The organism is Yoonia sp. JB2-21 (assembly GCF_055693545.1).
On sequence record NZ_JBVFUC010000001.1, the window covers coordinates 2,803,530 to 2,823,662 of the forward strand.

Genomic DNA, 20,133 nt, shown 5'->3' on the forward strand with positions numbered 1-20,133 from the left:
AGATGAAACGTTTGGTATTGGGCAGTGTGCTGGCTTTGGCCGCATGTGATGGCACAGGCATGAGTGTCGGAGGTGGCGGTGGCGGCGGCCTGCGTGAATTCATGGTCATTGGCAACCGTATGTCGTTTGAAGAGTGCCGCGCGCGTGGCGGCCTGATCATTCGCGATAGCAACACTTCCATGGTGGCCTGCGATCCGACTATCCGGCGCGAGCCCGTGCCAGCAGACGAATTTGATAACCCCGCAAACAATCCCGCGGGCTAAATCATGGGCGTGAAGACAGCGGCCATCATCGGCGGTGGCGTGATCGGTGGCGGCTGGGCTGCCCGGTTCTTGCTGATGGGCTGGGATGTGCGGGTCTTTGACCCTGATCCAGAGGCCGGACGCAAGATCAACGAAGTGCTGGCCAACGCCCGCAGGTCCTTGCCGGGGCTGTCTGATGTGGCTTTGCCGGTGGAAGGGCAACTGAGTTTTCATGACACGATGTCAGCCGCCGTCAATGGTGTCGCATGGATTCAGGAAAGTGTGCCGGAGCGGCTTGACCTCAAGCGTAAGGTTTATCAGACCCTGCAAGAACATTGCCCGCATGACGCTGTGATCGGATCCTCCACCAGCGGGTTCAAACCTTCGGAACTGCAAGGCTGTGCCACCCGCCCCGAACAGATCGTGGTGACCCATCCCTTTAACCCGGTCTATCTGTTGCCTTTGGTCGAACTGGTGCCAAGCGACAAAACAGCCCCTGCGATTGTGGACCGTGCCAAAGACATTCTGACCGGTCTTGGCATGCACCCGCTGCATGTGCGCGCCGAAATCGACGCCCATATCGCGGATCGTTTTCTTGAGGCGGTCTGGCGCGAGGCGCTTTGGCTGATCAAAGACGGCATCGCCACGACGACGGAAATCGACAACGCGATCCGCTATGGTTTTGGCCTGCGCTGGGCGCAGATGGGCCTGTTTGAAACCTACCGCATTGCGGGCGGTGAGGCGGGGATGCGCCACTTTATCGAACAGTTTGGCCCTTGTCTGAAATGGCCTTGGACCAAGCTGATGGATGTGCCAGAGTTGACGTATGAGTTGATTGATGCGGTGGCCGACCAGTCTGACGCACAATCGGGCCAATATACGATCCGAGAGCTGGAACGCGCCCGCGACGACAACCTTGTGTCTATTCTACGCGGTCTGAAAGCGCAGGATTGGGGCGCAGGCAAGCTTTTGAACGCACAGGATCGCAGGGTTGAAGGTGCTGTGACGCTGCCCGATGATCTGAGCCAACCGATTGTGACGGTGCACCGCGCTGTCCCGCTAGACTGGACGGACTACAACGGCCACATGAACGAGGCGCGGTACTTGCAGGCGTTTGGCGATGCAACCGACCGGATGATGCTGCTGATCGGTTGCGATGCGGACTATATCGCGACGGGCGGAAGCTATTTCACCGCCGAGACGCATATTCGGCATTTGGACGAGGTACATGCCGGGGCCATCATTCGCATTGAAACCCAAGTGCTAAGCGGTGCAGGCAAGAAGATGCATCTGTTCCATCGCATGTTTGAAGGCGACCGTGAACTGGCAACGGGCGAGCATATGCTGATCCACGTCAGCCTTGAGACCCGAAAGGCATCCGAACCGGCGACGGCTCTCGCCGCGACTTTGGCGAAGGTGGCAAATGCCCATGCCGCATTACCAAGGCCCGAAGGCGTAGGCAAAGCCGTCGGGGTGCGCGGTTAGCCCATGTCTGCGATCAATTGATCGAAGTAGTTGCTAATGTCGCGTTGGCTGATACTGGCCGCCCGCACCAGTTCGTCAAAATGCGCGGTGATGGCTGCGACCCGCTCGGTGTCGCGAAAGACGAGATAGTTTTGGCCGATATAGATCACCGCCAGAAGTGGACCAAAGACCGTGACAGGGGCGGAATAGAGTTTGCGTTGATCAAAGAGATGCAGTCGCAAGGCCGGGTACAATTGATCATGCAGATCGCGGAACTTTTCGAGTTGTGGTTTGCGCAAAGCAGGAGACAGATCACGGTAATAGCCATCACCGCGCGCAAAGCTTTCAATCTCGGACAGTGGGATTGCGATTTCGTAGTCTGACCGCGCGCCGCGCATCCATTCCAGCCGGTCATTGCTTGCACCCATTGCCTGTTCGATCGTTTTGTCCAACGATGGCGCATACTCCCACCGCAGGATGTCATCGGTTTTGAGCATATCTGGCAATCCGGCAGGCACGTGGCGGATCTTGTAACCTGCCGCTTCCTGATGCCATGCAAAGATTTTCTCATCGACCAAGGCACGGGGGGCCTGCGTCATGGAAATCGCACTGGCGACCAGATCTTCGGCCTGTTCGGGGCGGTCTGACAGGCCCAAAAGCCAATCCGCGCTGACGCCAAGAACCGCAGCACAGGCTGCCACAAGCTGCCCGTTGGGCAGGCGTGCGCCATCATCCTTGATCAGTTGCGATAGGGTCGAACGGTCGACACCGGCTTGGCGGGCCAGGGCGCTTTGACTGATGCCCGTTTGATCCATGCCCACTTGTAATCGGGTGCGAAAGATGGCGGCGCGTTCACGCTTGTCCATAATTATTAACATAAAAGATAATGATCACGTTTTGGTAAATTTGTGAACTAGTTTCAGAATGGTTTCGGCATGCCTCTTGCGCATAAAGCTGCATGTATGGAACCAAAGACAGACACTTCGTCCAATGCAATCGCCTGGCCAACAGTATTCTTGATTGTTGGGTGCTACGGGCTTTGGATTGCCGCGCTGTGGGCTTTGCCGGTTTGGGCAGGCATTCCACTGGCGGCAATGACTATCGCCCTGCATGCATCTTTGCAGCACGAGGTGATCCATGGGCATCCGTTTTCGCGTATGTGGTTGAACGATTTACTCATCTGGCCGCCATTGACGTTTTTCATCCCTTACGTACGTTTCAAGGCGACCCATCTGGCGCACCACCGTGATGAGGTGATCACTGATCCATTTGATGACCCCGAGAGCAACTATCTGGACGCCACCGTGTGGGAGCGCCTGCCAAGACCTATCCAAATGGTCCTGCTCTTCAACAACACTCTGGCGGGGCGGCTGACACTCGGACCGATCGTCGGGACCTTGGCCTTCATCACCGGCGATTGGCGCAAAGGCGATGCCGTAGTGCGGCGCGGTTGGCTGATACATTTACCTGCGGTGATCGCGGTCCTGAGCGTCGTGATATGCGCACCAATGCCTGTTTGGGCTTACCTGATCGCTGCCTATGTTGCGATGTCGATCCTCAAGCTGCGCACCTTCCTTGAACATCAGGCACACGAACGTGCCAGCGGGCGGAGCGTCATTGTTGAACGCGGGGGTGTCTTTGGGTTCCTGTTCCTAAACAATAACTTACATGTCGTTCATCATATGCATCCCCGCGTTCCGTGGTACAGGCTGCCCGCCATGTATCAGACGCGCAAAGACCACTATTTGCGACGCAATGGCGGTTACTTTTTCGCATCCTACCGTCAGGTGATCACCGCATATCTGTGGACACCCAAAGACCCTGTTGCACACCCGCTCTGGCGGCGCTGAACGAATGCGGGCATAGGGGGCGGATGGAACTCTGGATTCCCATCACGATTGGTGCGGCGACCGCACAGACCCTGCGCTTCATGCTGCAAAAGCGGTTGAAAGGTATGGCGCTGTCGACGGCTGGCGCGACATTCGCGCGGTTCATCTATTCTTCGCCTTTGGTCGCTGTGATTGCGTTTGTCTACGCTTCAACGACCGGGCAGGGTGCGCCAGAGATTCCGGCTGCGTTTTGGCCCTATGCTTTGGCTGGCGGCACATCACAGATATTGGCCACCATGTGCGTTGTCGCCCTGTTCAGCCATCGCAATTTTGCCGTCGGTATCACATTCAAAAAGACCGAAGTGCTGCTGAGCGCCCTTTTCGGGTTCCTCATTCTGGGTGATACATTCACGACCCTGACAATTCTGGCCATGCTGATCGGGCTGGCAGGGGTGCTGTTGCTGTCAGACCCACCGGGGGGTGTTGGGCCGTGGCATCAGCGCATTTTCAATCGCGCAACCGCTTTGGGCCTTGGGGCCGGGGTGCTGTTCGGGATCTCTGGCAACGGATATCGCGGCGCATCATTGTCGCTGGTTGAGGGCGACGTGTTCTACCGCGCGATCATCACGCTGGCTTTGGTCACCGCATTTCAGACCGTCGCCATGGCGCTATGGTTGGCATGGCGGGAACGGGGTGAGATTACGCGTGTGTTGGCGTCCTGGCGCGTGGCGGGGCTGGTTGGGATCACCAGCATGATCGGGTCGATCTGCTGGTTCACGGCTTTTACCTTGCAGAATGCCGCCTACGTGAACGCCGTTGGACAAATCGAATTGCTGTTTTCACTGGTGATCGGTGCGTTTGTGTTTGGCGAAAGGGTGACGGCGCGCGAATGGCAGGGGCTGGCCTTGCTGACCTGTAGTATCATCATGCTGGTTTTTCTGCTCTAGATCGGGCTGCGTCCGTCCAGACGGCTGACCAGATGGGCCTCATCGTCATTGCGAAAGAAGGGCACATCTGTTGGCGGGCCACCGCGCTTGATGTGATTGGTCAGCTCTGCAAGGACCACTTGGGTGATGAAGGGCAGGTCAAATTGCCGGGCATCTGCCAAGGGCACCCATTGTAGATGGGCCAACTCATCTTCAGCGTTTGAAAAGTCATCGGGGTTGGTGCACAGCTTTGTAGCATCAGCAAGAAAAAATCGTGCGTCAAAGCGCCGGGGGCGTCCAGCAGGCGTGACGGCACGAAAAAGAAACTCAGAGCGGCGGCATTTGGCACATGCCCGGAGGCCGCAAAACCGCGCCAGCCTTGTGGCGGATCGCCCCAAATATCCGGATGACCCAGAATTTGACCTGTTTCTTCCCAAAGCTCGCGGATAGCGGCGGCAGCGAGTGCCACGGGCGATTGCGTGCTTTCACCAGCGAGGCGCGCTTTGTCGATGTCAGAAAGCGGTGTGGCAGGCACTGTCGCGTCATTTGCGTCCACTGCGCCGCCGGGGAAAACAAACTTACCCGGCATGAATGCGGCGTTGGCGCCACGCTGGCCCATCAAAACCGATGGCGTCGTCCCGGCCTCACGCAAAACAATAATTGTGGACGCGTCTCTGATAGCTGTTTTGTCGATCTGCCTGCCCTAGCCGCTGTGGCCGAACCCATGCATCCGGCGCGCCCATTGAATGGCCACGACCATGCCCTTCATACGCGGCAAAAGAAAGAGGGACAGCGCGACAGCCCCGATCGTCAGTGACGTGGCCATAACCCACGGCTCTGGCCGGAACTGCACCCACATAAAGTGAATAGCAAAACCAAGAATATGGCCAACCAACAAAATAGTCAGATAGGCCGGGCCATCATCTGCCCGGTGATGGTGCAGGGCTTCGTTGCAATGGGGACATGTGTCGACAACCTTAAGGTATTTGACGAAGAGATTTGCTTCGCCACAATTGGGACATTTGCAGCGTAGCCCCCTTAATACGGCAGGTTTTGTCGGGCGATCATCGAATTCGGTTTCGGCGTTGGACATAACGGGTGCTCCATCCTTCATCCTTCACATGACCTATCGGGGCGATTTTGGAAAGGGGCGTGTGGAAATGACGTATGGTTCGGCCACTCGAAACTTTTTTGCATGTCGCGCGACGGAACCTGTCGCCTGCGACGTTGAAGAGGGGTCAGCAGCGAGGAAACGCTGCGATCAACTGAGCAAAGGAAACGACAATGAAACCCAAGATTTTGATGGCAGCCCTTCTTTCAGGCCTCGTGATGAGTGCCGGCGCGGTGCAAGCACAAGAGCAACGCGAACGCCCAGACTTTTCAACGCTTGATCTGAATGGCGATGGGACCTTGACGCTGGACGAAATGCAGGCGCGCGGTGAGGCTCGTTTCGCCGATATGGACACGAATGGTGACGGCGCCTTGTCCCCGGACGAACTGACCGCACAGGCAACTGCCCAAGCCTCTGAGCGTGCGGCAACAATGATTGAACGTTTTGATGCGAACGGTGACGGTGCGTTGCAACTTGATGAAATGCCAACGCGAGAAGAACGTCGGGCAGCACAGATGTTTGACCGTGTAGATGCCGACGACGACGGAACAATCTCGGCAGAAGAATTCGAGCAAGCTCAGGAACGTATGGGCGAGCGTCGCGATGGACGCCGCGGGCATGGCCCCAAAGGCCGCGGTTGAGTGACGCTATTGTCAGGGGGTGTCTCATCTCCTGACAATTGCCTCTTTAGTCCAAGTTGGCTAGCAAACGTATAGATGGATGTATCGGCAGATCCTTTCGCGGGCGCCCCGGACGAGGCGCTTTTGGTTGCTTACGCCAACGGCGATGCGCTGGCCGCCCGTATATTGACGCAGCGCTTGCTGCCGCGCGTTCTGGGGCAGGCGACGCGGATGCTGGGCAATCAGTCGGAGGCCGAAGATGTGGCGCAGGATGCGATGATGCGCTTGTGGAAAATTGCACCGGATTGGCGACAGGGCGAGGCTCAGATCAGTACTTGGCTTTACCGCGTTGTGGCCAACCTTTGCACAGATCGCTTGCGCAAACGTCGTGGCGGTCTGTCTCTCGATCAGGTTGCCGAACCGATCGACGCCGCACCCACTGTGGCGGCGCAATTACAGACCAAAGCGCGTATGGCAGCTTTGTCCGATGCACTGGCACAATTGCCAGAACGACAGGCGCAAGCCGTATCATTGCGGCACTTGGAGGGGCTCGCAAATCCCGAAATAGCACAAATTATGGACATCTCGGTGCGGTCCGTAGAAAGTTTGACAGCGCGCGGGAAACGCGCCCTTGCCGATATCATGGCAGGGCGAAAGGCAGAACTGGGGTATGATGATGACGAACCCGAATGACGATATGCTGGATGATCTGTTGGCGACGGCACGGAGGGCTGCCCCGGCGCCAAGTGATGCGTTACTTGCGCGTGTCTTGGCTGATGCAGACGCGGCCCAGTTGTCGGCCCCTGCGGCGGGCACCGTGCGCCCGGGATTGTGGGCGCGCCTGCTGGATGCGATCGGTGGCTGGCCAGCGGTTAGTGGCCTTGCGGCTGCAACGGTCGCGGGCATCTGGGTAGGTGTTGCCCCGCCAGCGCCTGTGTCAGACCTGACAGCAAACTTGATCGGCGACGAGGTAAGCGTCAGCCTGTTTGCGACGGACCTGATGTTTGATGAAGGAGCGTTCTCGAATGACGGATGATGTGACGCTAAAGGGGCGGCCTGGCCGTCTGTGGCGGATCGTGTTGGTGATTTCACTGGCGTTGAATTTGGCCGTTGTCGGTTTGGTGGTCGGGACCGCTGCATCAGGTCGATTGGGCAAAGAGCCGCCGCGCAGTTTTGATTTGGGTCTTGGTCCGGTTGCGCGGGCGCTGGACAAAGATGAACGACGTGCGGTCGGGCGCAACCTGCGCCAAGATCGTGTCCTTCGCGATCTTAACCTGCGTGACCGCGTGACCGACATGGTGACCGCTTTGAATACCGAACCTTTTGATCCAGATGCCTTACGTGTGATTGTGGATGAACAGGCCTTGCGTATGGCCGATCTTCAGTCCTCGGCGCGGGGCGCTGTTGTGGAACAGATCATCGCGATGACGCCCGAGCGCAGACGTGAATTTGCAGATCAATTGGCCCAAGAGCTGTCGCGCGCGCGCCCGCCACGCAACCGCGATTCAGGCGGCTGATTTGCTCATGGCGACCTGATCGCGGCCTGCGGATTTCGCAGCATAAAGTGCTTTGTCGGCCTGGTCACATATCTTGTCGATTGTCGCCCGCTCGGCCGTGATTTGTTGACTGACAGCAACCCCAACCGACACAGTTACTTTGATGGCCGGCTGACCGTCGCCCAGTTCAAAAGGTGTTGTGTTGACCAGTTCGCGTAGTCGATCTGCCGCCAATCTTGCATCCGTGACCGATGTGCCGGGCATCGCGATCAGGAATTCTTCGCCACCCATTCGCGCCACAAGGTCAACGGCGCGCAAGTTTTCGCGGAGCCGGTCCGACAGTTGTACCAGAACCTTGTCACCGCCCGCATGCCCATGGGTATCGTTGATGGACTTGAAGTGATCTATGTCGATCATCATCACTGCCAATTCGCGCCCCGATTTTCCCGATTGTTCGGCCAGCCGTGCCAAATGGGGTTCGACGTACCGGCGATTGAACAACCCGGTAAGCGGATCCGTGACAGCAGCATTTAGTCCGCTGCGCACATTATCCCGCAGTTTGTCATGCGCGCGCTTGCGCGCGATGAGCCGTTTTGCCCGTAAGGCGAGTTCGTCCGCGTCGCAAGTGTCGGGGACAACATCGTCCGCCCCAAGGTCCAGAAACATTGCCGCGACTTCCGGTTTGTCCTTTGGAACCAAGACCAATTGTCCTGCCAGCCGCGTCTGCGTCCGACACCGCAGGTCCGAGACCAAGCCAAACAAACTGCTATAATGTGTATCCGCCTGAGAGGCATTGATGACGAACAGATCGTGCGTGGCATCTTCCCTTTCGGCGATCAATACATCCGCTGGGCAAGCAATTTGAATGGTGTTGCGCAATCCTGCGCTCAGGGTGGCAAGCAGTTCATCTTCGTCCTTGGGGCTTGGGCTGAGCAATGCGATTTTTGCCGCCCCATCGAAACTGGTTTTTGGTTCTTCAAAGCCAAGGGCGCGGCTTGTGCTTTCGCGCAAGAACAGTTCTTGCGTCGTGCTGCGAACCCGCAGCAGGCTGCGCATGCTTGCCAAGAGCAGCGCGTCATTGACGGGATGCGGAAGCACATCATCAGCGCCCGCGTCCAACGCCGCAAATCGGGCGCGGGATGTATCGGCGACCCCAACGGCGATAATTGCGATCGAGGCTGTTTCCGGTGCACGGCGCAGTTCACTGCAAAGCGCGTGTTGGTCCTGCGTCGCATCCGCAAGGTTGACCAAAATCAAGTCTGGTCTGTTCGTCGCAATGAGGTTAATTGCATCCGCTTTCGTCGCACAAGCATCAACGATAAACTGTGCGGCCAACATTTTTACTTTCAACACGATCCTGTTTGTCGCAACAGTGTCGATGATCAGTATTCGCCCCGGCATTTCTTGCACCCAATCTAGGAGCCATCGGCTCGATTCCATGCAAACAATTTCGGGAGTAATGGTTAAGAAACGGTTTCCAAGCGCGTAAGGTTTATGAATGCAGCAAGAACAAGCAGAAGTCATCGCACTCCAGGCACTGGGATGGCTGGCAGCCAATGATGAGTTGTGCCCTGTATTTCTGGGCGCCTCGGGCGGGTCCGTTGATGACCTGCGCGAACGTGCCTCTGACCCTGCGTTTCTTGCGGCGGTGCTGGACTTTATCACGATGGATGATGCGTGGGTTGTGGCCTTTTGTGACACGATTTCCTTGGGGTATGATCAGCCCTTGCGCGCGCGCTACGCCTTGCCGGGGGCGGAAAACGTGCATTGGACCTAAAGATCAATTCGCAACGTATCATCCGCTTGCAGTGCGCGACTTTGGCAAAGAATAATCTCGCTTTCGCGCTGCGTTTTCGACAAGACGAAGTCGCGATGCTCAACGGCACCGTCAAGCAGTTTACATTTACAAACACCGCACAGCCCATCCGCGCATTTCAAATCAACATGCACACCTGCGGCGATCAGCGCATCGGCGGCAGACTGACCTTCTGAAACCAAGATTTCACGCCCGTCATTCAGCGCAAGTTTGAACGCATGGTTGTCATAGTCAGGTTGTTCCGGCGCTGCAAAATATTCCAAGTGACGCGCGTCGTCGGGATAGCCGTTTGCTTGTGCTGCGTCCATGACGGCCGCCATATATACGTCCGGCCCGCAGGTGTAGATATGCGCGCCGTCGTGATATTTGGTGAGCTGGTCAAGATTGGCACGCGACCCTTCGTCCGAGATGTGCAAATGGACGTTGGATGCCCACGGTACGCTGGTCAATTCATCCAGAAAGCCCGCGTCGCTGCGGCGTCGCATACTGTAGTGCAACGAAAAATTGGCCCCTATGGCGTGCAGCCTGTGCGCCATCGCGATCATCGGGGTGATGCCTATCCCGCCACCCATCAACAAGGATTTTGTGGCATCCTCGGTCAGTGGGAAATGATTGATCGGGCGCGAGATAAACACGCGCCGTCCTTCCTCAAAAATGCGGTGCAACAATGCTGAGCCACCGCGCCCTTCATTTTCGCGCAAAACCGCGATCTGGTAGTTTTTGCGGTCCGCCGGATCACCACAAAGCGAGTACTGTCGAAAGAACTCTGGCGCGACGACAACGTCGATATGACCCCCGGCGGTTGCTTGTGGCAGATCGCCGCCGTCTGGCCGGGCGAACGTGTATTTGGCGATGTCTTGGGTCATTTGGGTGACCTTGCCGATCACGACAGGAATGACCGGCGTGTTGCCCTTGGCCGGGGTATAAATATGCTCGGCTGGCAAGCCCGCGGCGCGGCGTTTTCGGTGTTCCTTGGCCGATATCATTGCATCATGTGCCGCGATCCCGGCTTCGCGATCCATCGGCGCGGGCCAAGGGTAGGGCGGGGGCGCCAGCGGGGCGGGGTAAACGGCCAGCGTTTGATCCGCAAATTTGAGATCAAGATCGGTCTGCAATGCCCGCGCATTTACCGGATGGCGCGAGGGGCGATAGGCACCGTCGTCCTCCATCTCGAGATCCCACCACCACTTTTTGACGGTGTTGATGGATCCCTTCCCAAGCCTGTCATCAAGCTTGGCAAGCGTCTTGGCCGCTTGCGGGACGGTCATCGCCAGTTTTCTAAAGGGGGCCTCTGCAAACAATCCTTCAAGGTTCCATGGGCATGTTTTCATGCAGCGCCCACACATCGCCCCGTTCTTTTGGTTGACCCTGTAAGTCGTGCATTTTTGGCTATCAGACTTCCAGATTTCATACCCATTGAACATCAGTTTTGGCCCAGCTGTGATAGCGCCTGACGGGCATTCACGGGCGCATTTATTGCACGCATCGCAAAACGTCTGCAGGCCAAAGTCGATCGGCTTGTCGTGAGTCATGGGCATGTTTGTTGTGACAACCCCGGACTTTAGTCGGGGGCCGAGGAAAGGGTTCAGGATCACTTCACCAATGCGGCTGACTTCGCCCAGTCCCGATAGCAGCAAAAGGGGTGGATGTAATACCTCTTCATCCATCACCGAATGTACCCGTGCAGTATAGCCAAGGTTGCGCAGGTGCTGTGCGAGCACGCCGCCCAAAAGCGAGAACCGCAGATAAGCCCGCATGGATTGCGCGCAGGCGATCCAGTCGTCACCGGACGCGCCTTCCATTGTCTCGTGACCCTGATCGATGATCATCGAAATGGCATTTTCATGGTAGGGCGTGATGGGGTCACCCGCCGTGTCATGGCTATAGTATGTCCAGTCGGGACAAGCTGACAGGCCAACCGCATCAACCCCCAGAAAATAGAGTGCCGCCTTGATGTTGGCCGCGTTGTTTTCGGGCGTGTCTGTCACTTGGGTATCCGCAGCCGCACCATCTTGCAGCAAGACGAATGCGCCAAGTGAAGGGCGAAAGGCAAAAGCCGCCGCCGATTTGCGGACGTAATTGCCGTTCTTGGTCGCCTCTTGCACATGTTTGCCCATGTCCCCGAACAAGCCGCGCACAAAGAGATTAGCGCGCTTTGGCACCCGCGCGACGTTTGCACGGTCGATATAGGTGGTAGGCTCGGCCACGCGTTTGAGTGTCTCAAACGGATGCGGACCAAGGGCGAAGTCGCGTTTGGCAAACGGATCGCGCGTACGGGCTGATTTTGCATGATCACCCAGACCGGTCTGATAGCTACTGGGCGGTTTTTGTCCGGGTTCAATCGGTTGGTCGGGTGTCATCTCTAGGGTTGTCGTGATCACCGCAAGTCCAAACCGGTCACCTGTGAACGGGTTGATCAAGCTGCCATCCTCTAGAGCGGCCAAACCAGCCTGAACTGCCAAGGCGCCCAGATGCACGTCAGAGGCTGCCATCGAATGGGCGCGCGCCTCGTAGCCCAAAGTGCGGATGTAGCTTGCCAATGTGACTGCCGTTTCGGCACCGCGCAGACACGCACGCTGTGGTAGCGCATCTTTGATCCATGCCGTTCCCTGCTCTCCCTTTTTCGGCGCGCGTGGATGATCGTAAAGGAACACCAGTGCATGCGTATGATGTCGGCAGTCGACAGGCGGCATCGCCATACTTTCACGCAGGCCGGCCATGATGACGTCAATGCCAGCCGCAAGTGATTTTGGCTGGATCGTACGCAACTTGTCGGCAAGCCGGTCGACATCGGGATTGATGATGGGCTTTTCGAGCCACGCGTCTGCGGGAATTGCACAAACGCCAACCATGCTTGCATCGCAGTAATAGCCAAACGACTTCAGGTGGTTGGCGCGTTCGGTCAGATCATCAGGAATTTCCGCGATCTCACGCTTGACCAGACCATCGCGTGTTGCATCAAGCATGGCCTGATAGTCCTGCATCGCATTCACAATGCTTGACGGATCATGTGTCGCGCGAAACGTCAGCCCTTTCATGGGCGCAAGCCGGGACAAATCCGGCGCATTTGTGCGGCGCAGTTTTTCCACCGGGAAGGGCCCAAGATGCATTGGGCGGTTGCGATAAGAACGGAGTTTCAACATGTCGATTGACACCGTCTTGCGGGCAGGGTCCGGTGTCAATGCATGATAGAGAGGGCGGACCATGATCAAGGGTCTCATTTTCGACAAGGACGGCACTTTGTTCGACTTCAACGCGACCTGGGGGACCTGGACACGTGGGATGCTCGAAGCCGAGGCCGCGGGTGATCCGGCGGTATTTGATGCCCTTGCCAACGCGATGGGATATGATGTTGAGGCGCAGAAGTTTCGACCCGATAGTGTTGTGATCGCGGCGACCGTTGGCGAAACGGCGGATTGCATGCTCAGCGTCCTTCCAGACATGGACAAGGCGGCTTTGCTGGAGCGCATGAACAGCGCCACAGCAGAGGTCGCACAGGTCGAAGCAGTCCCGCTTTTGCCCTTCTTCACGGCGCTGAAATCATCAGGCTATCGTCTAGGTATCGCGACAAATGATGCAGAGGTGCCCGCCCGGCAGCATTTGGACAAGGCTGGGATTACGGCGCAGTTTGACTTTATCGCAGGGTATGACAGTGGATTTGGCGGCAAGCCCGCACCCGGTCAACTGCTGGGCTTTTGTGCGCAAACAGGTCTTGAACCAAAGGCCTGCGCGATGATTGGCGACAGCACACATGACTTATGTGCCGGACGTGCCGCAGGGATGCAGACGATCGGGGTTTTGACCGGACCGGCCCCAAGGGCTGAACTTGAACCTTTTGCCGATGCCGTCTTGCCAACGATTGGTGATATTCCGAACTGGCTGACTACAGAAAACCGGTGAAAACCCCGTTTCCGACATCATCTGTCGGTTTCCCATCATCCCCCGCAGTATCGGTTTGCGATGCTTGGCGGGTGTAGCGAGGGATGAATCAATGGCTGACACCGGCAAACCAAGACGGCGCGGGGGCGGACGTGCGGGCGCGGCGAACCGGCGCGGAAGCGCTGCAATTGAGCAGATGCCATGGCGGCTTCCGATCAACATAGACCGGCCGACAGAGCCATTGGACCCTGATGGGGTGCAGGCCATCCATGATGGTGCGATGCGTATTCTCGAAGACATCGGGATCGAATTTCTAAACGAAGAGGCGCTCGTCCTGTTCAAAAAGGCCGGATGTACCGTTAATGGAGCCAATGTCCGTATGGATCGCGAATGGGTCATGGAAATGCTGGGCCATGCTCCTGCGCAGTTTGACGTGACACCGCGCAATCCCGACAAGAAGATCACAATTGGCGGCAAGCATATTTTGTTTGGGAATGTCTCATCCCCGCCCAATTACTTTGACCTTGAGATCGGAAAAAAGGTGTCGGGCAGCCGCGCACAATGTGCTGACCTGCTGCGCCTGACCCAGTATTTCAACTGTATTCACTTCGCTGGCGGATATCCCGTTGAACCTGTGGATGTGCATGCCTCTGTCCGGCATCTGGACGTTGTCTATGATAAGATGACGCTGACGGACAAAGTGGCGCATGCCTATTCGCTGGGCAAAGAACGCGTCGAAGACGTGATGGAGATGGTCAAGATTGCGGGCGGGCTCAGCGAAGAAGACTTCACAGCCAAGCCACATATGTATACCAACATCAATTCAACCTCGCCGCTGAAGCATGATGTACCGATGATTGACGGCTGCCTGCGTTGCGTGCGTCGCGGACAGGCGGTGATTGTTACGCCGTTCACGCTTGCGGGTGCGATGGCCCCGGTCACGATGACGGGCGCCGTGACATTGTCGATCGCAGAGGCGATCAGCGCGATTGCATTGTTCCAGTATGTCCGCCCCGGTGCACCGTGTGTGATTGGCACTTTCACCAGCAATGTCGACATGAAATCAGGCGCCCCTGCCTTTGGCACGCCCGAGTACATGCGCGCGACGCAGATCACAGGGCAGATGGCGCGGTTCTACGGCCTTCCGATGCGGGCCTCGGGTGTTTGTGCAGCCAACGTCCCCGACGGACAAGCGATGTGGGAGACATCAAATTCGCTTTGGTCAGCTGTGCAATCCGGAACCAACGTCGTCTATCATGCGGCCGGTTGGCTTGAGGGGGGATTGATCGCGAGCCCCGAAAAATTTGTTATGGATTGCGAAGTCATCCAGATGATCCAACGCTATATGGAACCTCAGGTCGTCGCCACGACACCTGAGGATATCGCGGTTGATGCCATCAAAGAAGTCGGCCCAAACGGGCATTTCTTTGGGATTGAGCATACGCAAGAGCGCTATGAAAGTGCCTTCTATCAACCATTCGTGTCAGACTGGCGCAACTTTGAAGCATGGGAAACTGCGGGGGGATCTGGACCGCCGAGCGTGCCCATCGTACCTTCAAAGACATCATCGCACAGTTCGAAGCACCACCTATGGATATCGCCATAAAGGACGAACTGGCGGCATTCGTCGCGCGGCGCAAAGCTGAGGGCGGTGCGCCGACCGATTTTTAACAGAGCGATAGTTCAACGGGCGCCTTACGCCTCATCCCCAAGGCACTGTGCAAACTGTGCTGCAAGTCTGGTCAGCAAATCACCATAAAGCGTGGGCCCCGCCTCTAAGCCCTTGCCAATACCGTCGATTTTGGCCGTCTTTGCGTCCGTTCCTTCGATGATGACCGTTGCCCAGCGATCAGTGATTGCAGCGTCGCTGAAAACGCAGACGACAGATTGCGCTGCCATCTGTTCGCGGATACCGGCGATTTGTGCGGGCCCAGGCGTGCGCCCGTCAATGCCTGAAATTGTGGCTTGGGCGGTCAGCCCAAAGCGGGTCTCAAAGTACTGATACCCATCATGGGGCAGGACATAAGCACGCTCTGACAATCCGGCCAACTGATTAGCCAAGCTGGTTTCCAATGTCACCAGATCAGCAATCGCCGTTTGCGCATTTTCCGCGTAGGTGGCGGCATTGTCGGGATCGGCCGCGCTTAGCTGGTCTGCGATTGCAGCGACCCAAACCTGCGCAACTGTTGGGTCAAGCCAGCCATGTGGATCGAAATCGCCATGATTATGCGCGTGCGCTTCATCGTGCCCGTGATCATCATGTGCATCTGCGTCGTCTTTATGCTCATCATGGTCGTGGTCGTCGTCATGCCCGTGGTCATCATGGTCGTGGGCGCCTGCTTCGGTCTTTTCTTCTTGGTGATCATGATCGTCGTGATCGTCCGCGTCAATTTCACCATGCTCATCATGGCCCCGGATGTCACGTTTTTCCCATCCTTCGGTTTCCAGCAAACTCACATGGACGGCCGACGGGGCGAGCGTTTCGAGCGGCTCTTCCAGCCACGGGGTAAGCCCTTCACCCACCCAAAAGACGATGTCGGCATCACCCAAACGCGACGCATCACTGGGACGCAAGGCAAAATCATGTGGGTCGGCCCCAGGAGGCAACAGCACATCAGGCGTACCCAAATCACCCATGACCTGTGCTGCCAGGCTGTGGATCGGTGCGATGTCAGTCATCACGCGCGGGACCTCGGCGAATGCGCCAACGGGCAGCAATGTGAGTGCAGTGAGTGAACGAGATCATGGGTGCGGTCCTTGTTCTTTAAAGTCGCAATTGCTATAGTTTGTATGTTATAACATAACAAGAGACAAAGATGCCGCAAGATACCCTTGGGTTTGCCAGTCACGATCACACGACCTGTATCCGGTCGGCGCTGGATGCGGCGGATGCTGCTTGTGGTGAACGCGCGGTGCAATTGACGCCGGTGCGGCGGCGAGTGCTGGAAATTTTGTTGGAAAGCCATGCGGCAATGGGCGCTTATGATGTGCTCGCGCGGTTGGATGCAGAAGGTTTGGGGTCCAAGCCACCTGTCGCTTATCGCGCGTTGAGCTTTCTGGTGGAGCAGGGATTTGTCCACCGAATTGAGCGGCTGAATGCCTTCATCGCCTGCGCACATCCCGGTGCGCCCCATGATCCTGCGTTCATGATCTGCCGCAGTTGTGGCAAGGTGGCAGAGGCGCAGGCGCATGCTGCGATGGATCAGACCGCGGCCCAAAGCGGCTTTCAGGTCGAGCAGACGATGATCGAGGCCGAAGGCCTATGTCCTGCCTGCCAATCGGCGGCACCATCATGAGCCTGATTGATGCGCGTCATATTGAGTTTGGTCACGGAGGCCAGCGGGTCTTGCAGGGCGTCAGCCTTGGGCTTGATCGTGGCGAGATCGTCACCATCGTCGGGCCCAACGGGTCAGGTAAATCCACATTGCTGCGCATTTTGATCGGGGCGCTCAAACCGCAAAAGGGCCAAGTCACGCGCCAATCAGGTTTGCGTATTGGGTATGTTCCGCAAAAATTGCATATCGATCCGACCTTGCCGATCACGGTCAATCGGTTTTTGAATCTGCCACATGCAGTGGCAAAGCAAGAGGTGACCGACGCGTTGCGGATCGCAGGTGTTGCGGGTGTCGGGGGGCAACAGATGTCGCAACTGTCTGGTGGCCAGTTCCAACGGGTCTTGTTGGCCCGCGCGATTCTTGGCAAACCCCATGTCCTGATGTTGGACGAGGCGACACAAGGCCTTGATCAACCCGGATCAGCCGCGTTTTATCGTCAGATTGAAACGGTCAGGAAGGATCTGGATTGTGCCGTTTTGATGGTCAGTCATGAGTTGCATGTTGTCATGAGCGCATCTGACCGTGTGATTTGCCTGAATGGTCATATCTGTTGCGAAGGCACCCCAGAGGTCGTCTCGGCGGCACCTGCGTACCGCGAACTCTTTGGCACAGGGACGGGCGGCGCTTTGGCGCTTTATCGGCACGATCACGACCACGGCCACGACCATGATCACAATCACCACCACGAGGCGGCAGAGTAATGCTTGATGATTTTCTGGTGCGGGCTGCCCTGGCGGGTGTTGGCACGGCCATTGCCGCAGGGCTGTTGGGATGTTTCGTTGTCTGGCGGCGCATGGCCTACTTTGGTGACGCCACTGCCCATGCTGCTGTTCTTGGTGTCGCATTGGCGCTGCTGTTTGGCACGTCGATCACGCTGGGTGTGGGCGTCGTCGCTTTGACGATGGCATTCCTGATCCACGGGTTAAGCGGGCAGGGCGCTGCGGTGGACACCATGCTGGGTGTCTTGGCGCATGGAGCCTTGGCCTTGGGGCTTGTTGCGGTCACGTTGATCCCCGGTCAGCGCATTGATTTGGACGCGTATCTTTTTGGTGATGTGCTCAGCGTGACGCGCATGGATCTTGCCGTGATCTGGGGTGGCGGTGCCTTGGTGGTTGCAGCGCTTTGGTGGCACTGGTCGGCGATGCTGACCGCCACACTCAGCCCCGATTTGGCATATGCGGCAGGGATGAACCCGCGTCAGGCGCAATTGCTGCTGACACTGCTGTTGGCTGCTGTGGTCGCTGTCGCAATCAAGGTCGTGGGTGCCCTTTTGATCACTGCGCTGCTTATCATCCCCGCAGCAGCGGCACGCAACTACGCCAGCACACCGGAGCGCATGGCGTTTTTGTCGATGGCAATTGGCGCGCTTTGCGCCGTTGCGGGTCTGCGGCTTGCCGTGATTTTCGATACGGCTGTTGGCCCGATGATTATTTGTGTGGCGGCAACAATCTTTGCCGTGAGTGCCATTGGACGCAGCTTGCGCAAGTTCGGCACTTAATTGCCGCCCAACTGCCCTGACGCTGCCTTAGCGTTGCCCCGTTCTGTCGCGACAAGTACACCAATCGCACTCAAGCTTCGGGACGGATGCTATGAAAAACCTCGCTCGCATGATGGCCGTTTTGGCCTTTTCTTTTGTTGGAACGACAGCTGCTGCCAATTGCGTAGCGCCCCCGAACGTCAATGAATTGGCAACCCAGATTGCTGCCGGTGTCAACCAAAGCCGCCGTGCCAATGGCGAAGCGCCGTTACGGTTCAACCGCCGTCTGGGGCAGGCTGCGATGGTGCATGCTTGTGACATGCTGGCGAATGATTTTTTGATCACCGTGGATCGGATGGATCACGTCCACAGGCGCGCGTTCAAGAGGCCGGCTATGATAATTGCATTGTCGCTGAAAACATCGCTTGGGGATATCCACGCTCGCAGCAGATTATTTCTGGCTGGATGAACTCGCCCGGTCACCGCCGCAACATGCTGCACCCCCGGATCGAGGAGATGGGTATCGGCATCACGCAAGGCCCCAAAGGCCCCTATTGGGTGCTGGTTGTCGGCAAGCAGTGCTAGGCTAGACGTCGAGCCAAATCGTCACGGGTCCGTCATTGGTCAGGCTGACAGCCATGTCAGCCCCAAAAGATCCGGTTGCTGTGGCAATGCCCAAATCAGACATCTCTGAAATGAACTGTTCATAAAGCGCGCGTCCCGCGTCGGGGGCCGCCGCGGATGAAAAACCCGGTCTGTTGCCACGTGATGTATCGGCGGCCAGTGTGAACTGGCTCACGATCAGGGCGGATCCGCCGACATCCACCAGTGACTTGTTCATCTTGCCCACGTCATCGGTAAAGATGCGCAACTTGCTGATCTTTGTTGCAAGCGCCTTGGATGTGGTTTCGTCATCGTCGTCCATGGCGCAGACAAGGATCAACAGCCCTTTGCCGATTTCGCCTATCACAGCGCCGTCGACACGGACCGATGCCTCAGTGACGCGTTGGATGAGCGCCCTCACAACTCAGAAGTCCAGGGGGATTTGCACCCGCGCGGCTGACAGTGATCGCCGCAACCTTTGCGCCAAAGGCAGCAGCGGCGCGCAGGTCACCTTCAGCTGCGGATTTGATCCCGTCTTTGGTAAGGTGACCGCTCTGATGTAGCTGTGTCATAAACCCTGCGCTGAATGTGTCGCCGGCGCCGACTGTATCAACGACTTTGGCCTTTTCTGCAGGGACGTCATACGTGCCTTGCGCCGTGACAATACTGACCCCATCGCCACCACGCGTCAGCAGGATCACCCGCGCGCCAGAGCTTTCAAGCAAGGCGTTTGCGTCAGTATTCCCAACGATCCACTCAAGGTCTTCGTCAGAGGTCTTGATGATATCAGCGGCGCCCATCATCCGTGTAAGACGTGCACGATAAGCGGCCTCGTCGGTGATGAAAGATGGACGAATATTCGGATCAATCATGGTCAGGCGTTCGGGAGCTTCACGCAGCATCAGTGCTTCATAGGTGGCACCGCAAGGTTCCACGACAAGGCTGATCCCGCCAAAGAACAGCGCGTGGGCATTGGTGTCGGGCAGATCATTGACGGACAACATGCGCCCGGCGGTATTTTCATCATAGAACGCATAGGATGCGTGGCCGTCCGTCAATGTGACAAAGGCAAGCGTTGTGGGGCGGTCAGAGATCGCAGCAGGGCTGCTATCGACCTTTGACGCAGACAATTGCGCGCGCAGCACATCGCCAAACAGGTCCGATGACAAGCCAGAGAAGAACTGCACCGGCGCATCCAGTCGGCCCAAGGCCACGGCTGTGTTGAAGACTGAGCCACCAGCGTGGGGTGCGAAAGCACTCTCACCTGCCGCGGTCTCGCGTGGCAACATATCAATCAGGGCTTCCCCACAGCAAAGGATCATCACTCTCTCCCAG

General features: G+C 57.3%; 21 protein-coding genes and 3 pseudogenes. 16 read left to right on the top strand and 8 right to left on the bottom strand.

Annotated features, from left to right (window positions below; translation table 11 throughout):
• Nucleotides 1-2 precede the first annotated feature (2 nt).
• Complete coding sequence (locus ACZ1G5_RS14145) at nt 3-263, top strand: hypothetical protein (RefSeq protein ID WP_472733453.1); 261 nt, start codon at nt 3-5, stop codon at nt 261-263.
• 3 nt (nt 264-266) lie between these two features.
• Nucleotides 267-1,727, top strand: a complete 1,461-nt coding sequence (locus tag ACZ1G5_RS14150) for a carnitine 3-dehydrogenase (RefSeq protein ID WP_472733454.1) — start codon at nt 267-269, stop codon at nt 1,725-1,727.
• Here ACZ1G5_RS14150 and ACZ1G5_RS14155 read toward each other — a convergent pair.
• On the bottom strand, nt 1,724-2,572 hold the full coding sequence (locus ACZ1G5_RS14155; RefSeq protein ID WP_472733455.1) for a helix-turn-helix domain-containing protein: 849 nt from the start codon (nt 2,570-2,572) through the stop codon (nt 1,724-1,726). The two genes, ACZ1G5_RS14150 and ACZ1G5_RS14155, sit on opposite strands and share 4 nt — an antisense overlap.
• Nucleotides 2,573-2,668: 96 nt before the next feature.
• Between ACZ1G5_RS14155 and ACZ1G5_RS14160 the strand changes: the two genes are divergently transcribed.
• Together ACZ1G5_RS14160 and ACZ1G5_RS14165 are read left to right on the top strand one after the other, a co-directional pair.
• A complete protein-coding gene (locus ACZ1G5_RS14160) occupies nt 2,669-3,556 on the top strand; it encodes a fatty acid desaturase (protein WP_472733456.1) in 888 nt (295 codons plus the stop codon).
• A 23-nt stretch (nt 3,557-3,579) separates the two neighbouring features.
• Nucleotides 3,580-4,482: a DMT family transporter gene (locus ACZ1G5_RS14165; RefSeq protein WP_472733457.1), complete on the top strand. Its 903-nt coding sequence runs from the start codon at nt 3,580-3,582 to the stop codon at nt 4,480-4,482.
• Here ACZ1G5_RS14165 and ACZ1G5_RS14170 read toward each other — a convergent pair.
• Both ACZ1G5_RS14170 and ACZ1G5_RS14175 read right to left on the bottom strand, forming a co-directional pair.
• Nucleotides 4,479-5,113: pseudogene (locus tag ACZ1G5_RS14170) on the bottom strand (NUDIX hydrolase). The gene ACZ1G5_RS14165 and the pseudogene ACZ1G5_RS14170 sit on opposite strands and share 4 nt — an antisense overlap.
• 51 nt (nt 5,114-5,164) lie before the next feature.
• Entirely contained in the window at nt 5,165-5,554 is a 390-nt protein-coding gene (locus ACZ1G5_RS14175) for a DUF983 domain-containing protein (RefSeq protein WP_472733458.1), read from the bottom strand.
• A 191-nt stretch (nt 5,555-5,745) separates the two neighbouring features.
• On the opposite strand from ACZ1G5_RS14175, the gene ACZ1G5_RS14180 reads away from it, so the two are divergent.
• From ACZ1G5_RS14180 to ACZ1G5_RS14195, 4 genes are all read left to right on the top strand, one after another.
• The gene (locus ACZ1G5_RS14180) at nt 5,746-6,213 is read left to right on the top strand and encodes an EF-hand domain-containing protein (RefSeq protein ID WP_472733459.1); all 468 of its coding nucleotides are present in this window, start codon (nt 5,746-5,748) and stop codon (nt 6,211-6,213) included.
• Nucleotides 6,214-6,288: 75 nt separating this feature from the next.
• Nucleotides 6,289-6,885, top strand: a complete 597-nt coding sequence (locus ACZ1G5_RS14185) for an RNA polymerase sigma factor (protein WP_472733460.1) — start codon at nt 6,289-6,291, stop codon at nt 6,883-6,885.
• Nucleotides 6,869-7,228 carry a hypothetical protein gene (locus ACZ1G5_RS14190; RefSeq protein WP_472733461.1) on the top strand — a complete coding sequence of 120 codons (360 nt, stop codon included), beginning with the start codon at nt 6,869-6,871 and terminating at the stop codon, nt 7,226-7,228. Before ACZ1G5_RS14185 ends, ACZ1G5_RS14190 begins: the two co-directional genes overlap by 17 nt.
• The gene (locus tag ACZ1G5_RS14195; RefSeq protein WP_472733462.1) at nt 7,218-7,709 is read left to right on the top strand and encodes a periplasmic heavy metal sensor; all 492 of its coding nucleotides are present in this window, start codon (nt 7,218-7,220) and stop codon (nt 7,707-7,709) included. The genes ACZ1G5_RS14190 and ACZ1G5_RS14195 overlap by 11 nt, the downstream gene beginning before the upstream one ends.
• Here ACZ1G5_RS14195 and ACZ1G5_RS14200 read toward each other — a convergent pair.
• Nucleotides 7,698-9,089 (bottom strand): diguanylate cyclase, encoded by a 1,392-nt coding sequence (locus tag ACZ1G5_RS14200; RefSeq protein WP_472733463.1) that lies wholly within the window; start codon nt 9,087-9,089, stop codon nt 7,698-7,700. The two genes, ACZ1G5_RS14195 and ACZ1G5_RS14200, sit on opposite strands and share 12 nt — an antisense overlap.
• Before the next feature lie 97 nt (nt 9,090-9,186).
• Between ACZ1G5_RS14200 and ACZ1G5_RS14205 the strand changes: the two genes are divergently transcribed.
• Complete coding sequence (locus tag ACZ1G5_RS14205) at nt 9,187-9,465, top strand: DUF3572 domain-containing protein (RefSeq protein WP_472733464.1); 279 nt, start codon at nt 9,187-9,189, stop codon at nt 9,463-9,465.
• On the opposite strand, the gene ACZ1G5_RS14210 is transcribed toward ACZ1G5_RS14205, so the two are convergent.
• Nucleotides 9,462-12,647: a 2Fe-2S iron-sulfur cluster-binding protein gene (locus ACZ1G5_RS14210; protein WP_472734343.1), complete on the bottom strand. Its 3,186-nt coding sequence runs from the start codon at nt 12,645-12,647 to the stop codon at nt 9,462-9,464. The genes ACZ1G5_RS14205 and ACZ1G5_RS14210 overlap by 4 nt on opposite strands.
• Nucleotides 12,648-12,708: 61 nt before the next feature.
• Between ACZ1G5_RS14210 and ACZ1G5_RS14215 the strand changes: the two genes are divergently transcribed.
• Nucleotides 12,709-13,404 (top strand): HAD family hydrolase, encoded by a 696-nt coding sequence (locus ACZ1G5_RS14215; RefSeq protein WP_472733465.1) that lies wholly within the window; start codon nt 12,709-12,711, stop codon nt 13,402-13,404.
• 91 nt (nt 13,405-13,495) lie between these two features.
• A pseudogene (locus tag ACZ1G5_RS14220) lies at nt 13,496-15,054 on the top strand (trimethylamine methyltransferase family protein).
• 24 nt (nt 15,055-15,078) lie between these two features.
• Here the strand turns inward: ACZ1G5_RS14220 and ACZ1G5_RS14225 are convergent.
• Entirely contained in the window at nt 15,079-16,062 is a 984-nt protein-coding gene (locus ACZ1G5_RS14225; RefSeq protein ID WP_472733466.1) for a zinc ABC transporter substrate-binding protein, read from the bottom strand.
• A gap of 137 nt (nt 16,063-16,199) precedes the next feature.
• Here ACZ1G5_RS14225 and ACZ1G5_RS14230 point away from each other — a divergent pair, with 137 nt between their 5' ends.
• From ACZ1G5_RS14230 to ACZ1G5_RS14250, 5 genes and pseudogenes are all read left to right on the top strand, one after another.
• On the top strand, nt 16,200-16,679 hold the full coding sequence (locus tag ACZ1G5_RS14230; protein WP_472733467.1) for a transcriptional repressor: 480 nt from the start codon (nt 16,200-16,202) through the stop codon (nt 16,677-16,679).
• Nucleotides 16,676-17,419, top strand: coding sequence for an ATP-binding cassette domain-containing protein (locus ACZ1G5_RS14235; RefSeq protein ID WP_472734344.1), 744 nt, complete (start codon nt 16,676-16,678; stop codon nt 17,417-17,419). Before ACZ1G5_RS14230 ends, ACZ1G5_RS14235 begins: the two co-directional genes overlap by 4 nt.
• Nucleotides 17,419-18,216, top strand: a complete 798-nt coding sequence (locus ACZ1G5_RS14240) for a metal ABC transporter permease (RefSeq protein ID WP_472733468.1) — start codon at nt 17,419-17,421, stop codon at nt 18,214-18,216. The genes ACZ1G5_RS14235 and ACZ1G5_RS14240 overlap by 1 nt, the downstream gene beginning before the upstream one ends.
• Before the next feature lie 91 nt (nt 18,217-18,307).
• Entirely contained in the window at nt 18,308-18,664 is a 357-nt protein-coding gene (locus ACZ1G5_RS14245; protein ID WP_472733469.1) for a CAP domain-containing protein, read from the top strand.
• Nucleotides 18,592-18,780, top strand: a pseudogene (locus ACZ1G5_RS14250) (CAP domain-containing protein); the annotation flags it as partial. The gene ACZ1G5_RS14245 and the pseudogene ACZ1G5_RS14250, both read left to right, overlap by 73 nt.
• A 1-nt stretch (nt 18,781) precedes the next feature.
• On the opposite strand, the gene dtd reads toward ACZ1G5_RS14250, so the two are convergent.
• Nucleotides 18,782-19,219: a D-aminoacyl-tRNA deacylase gene (gene dtd / locus ACZ1G5_RS14255; protein ID WP_472733470.1), complete on the bottom strand. Its 438-nt coding sequence runs from the start codon at nt 19,217-19,219 to the stop codon at nt 18,782-18,784.
• Nucleotides 19,191-20,120 (bottom strand): carbohydrate kinase family protein, encoded by a 930-nt coding sequence (locus ACZ1G5_RS14260; RefSeq protein ID WP_472733471.1) that lies wholly within the window; start codon nt 20,118-20,120, stop codon nt 19,191-19,193. The genes dtd and ACZ1G5_RS14260 overlap by 29 nt, the downstream gene beginning before the upstream one ends.
• Nucleotides 20,121-20,133 lie beyond the last annotated feature (13 nt).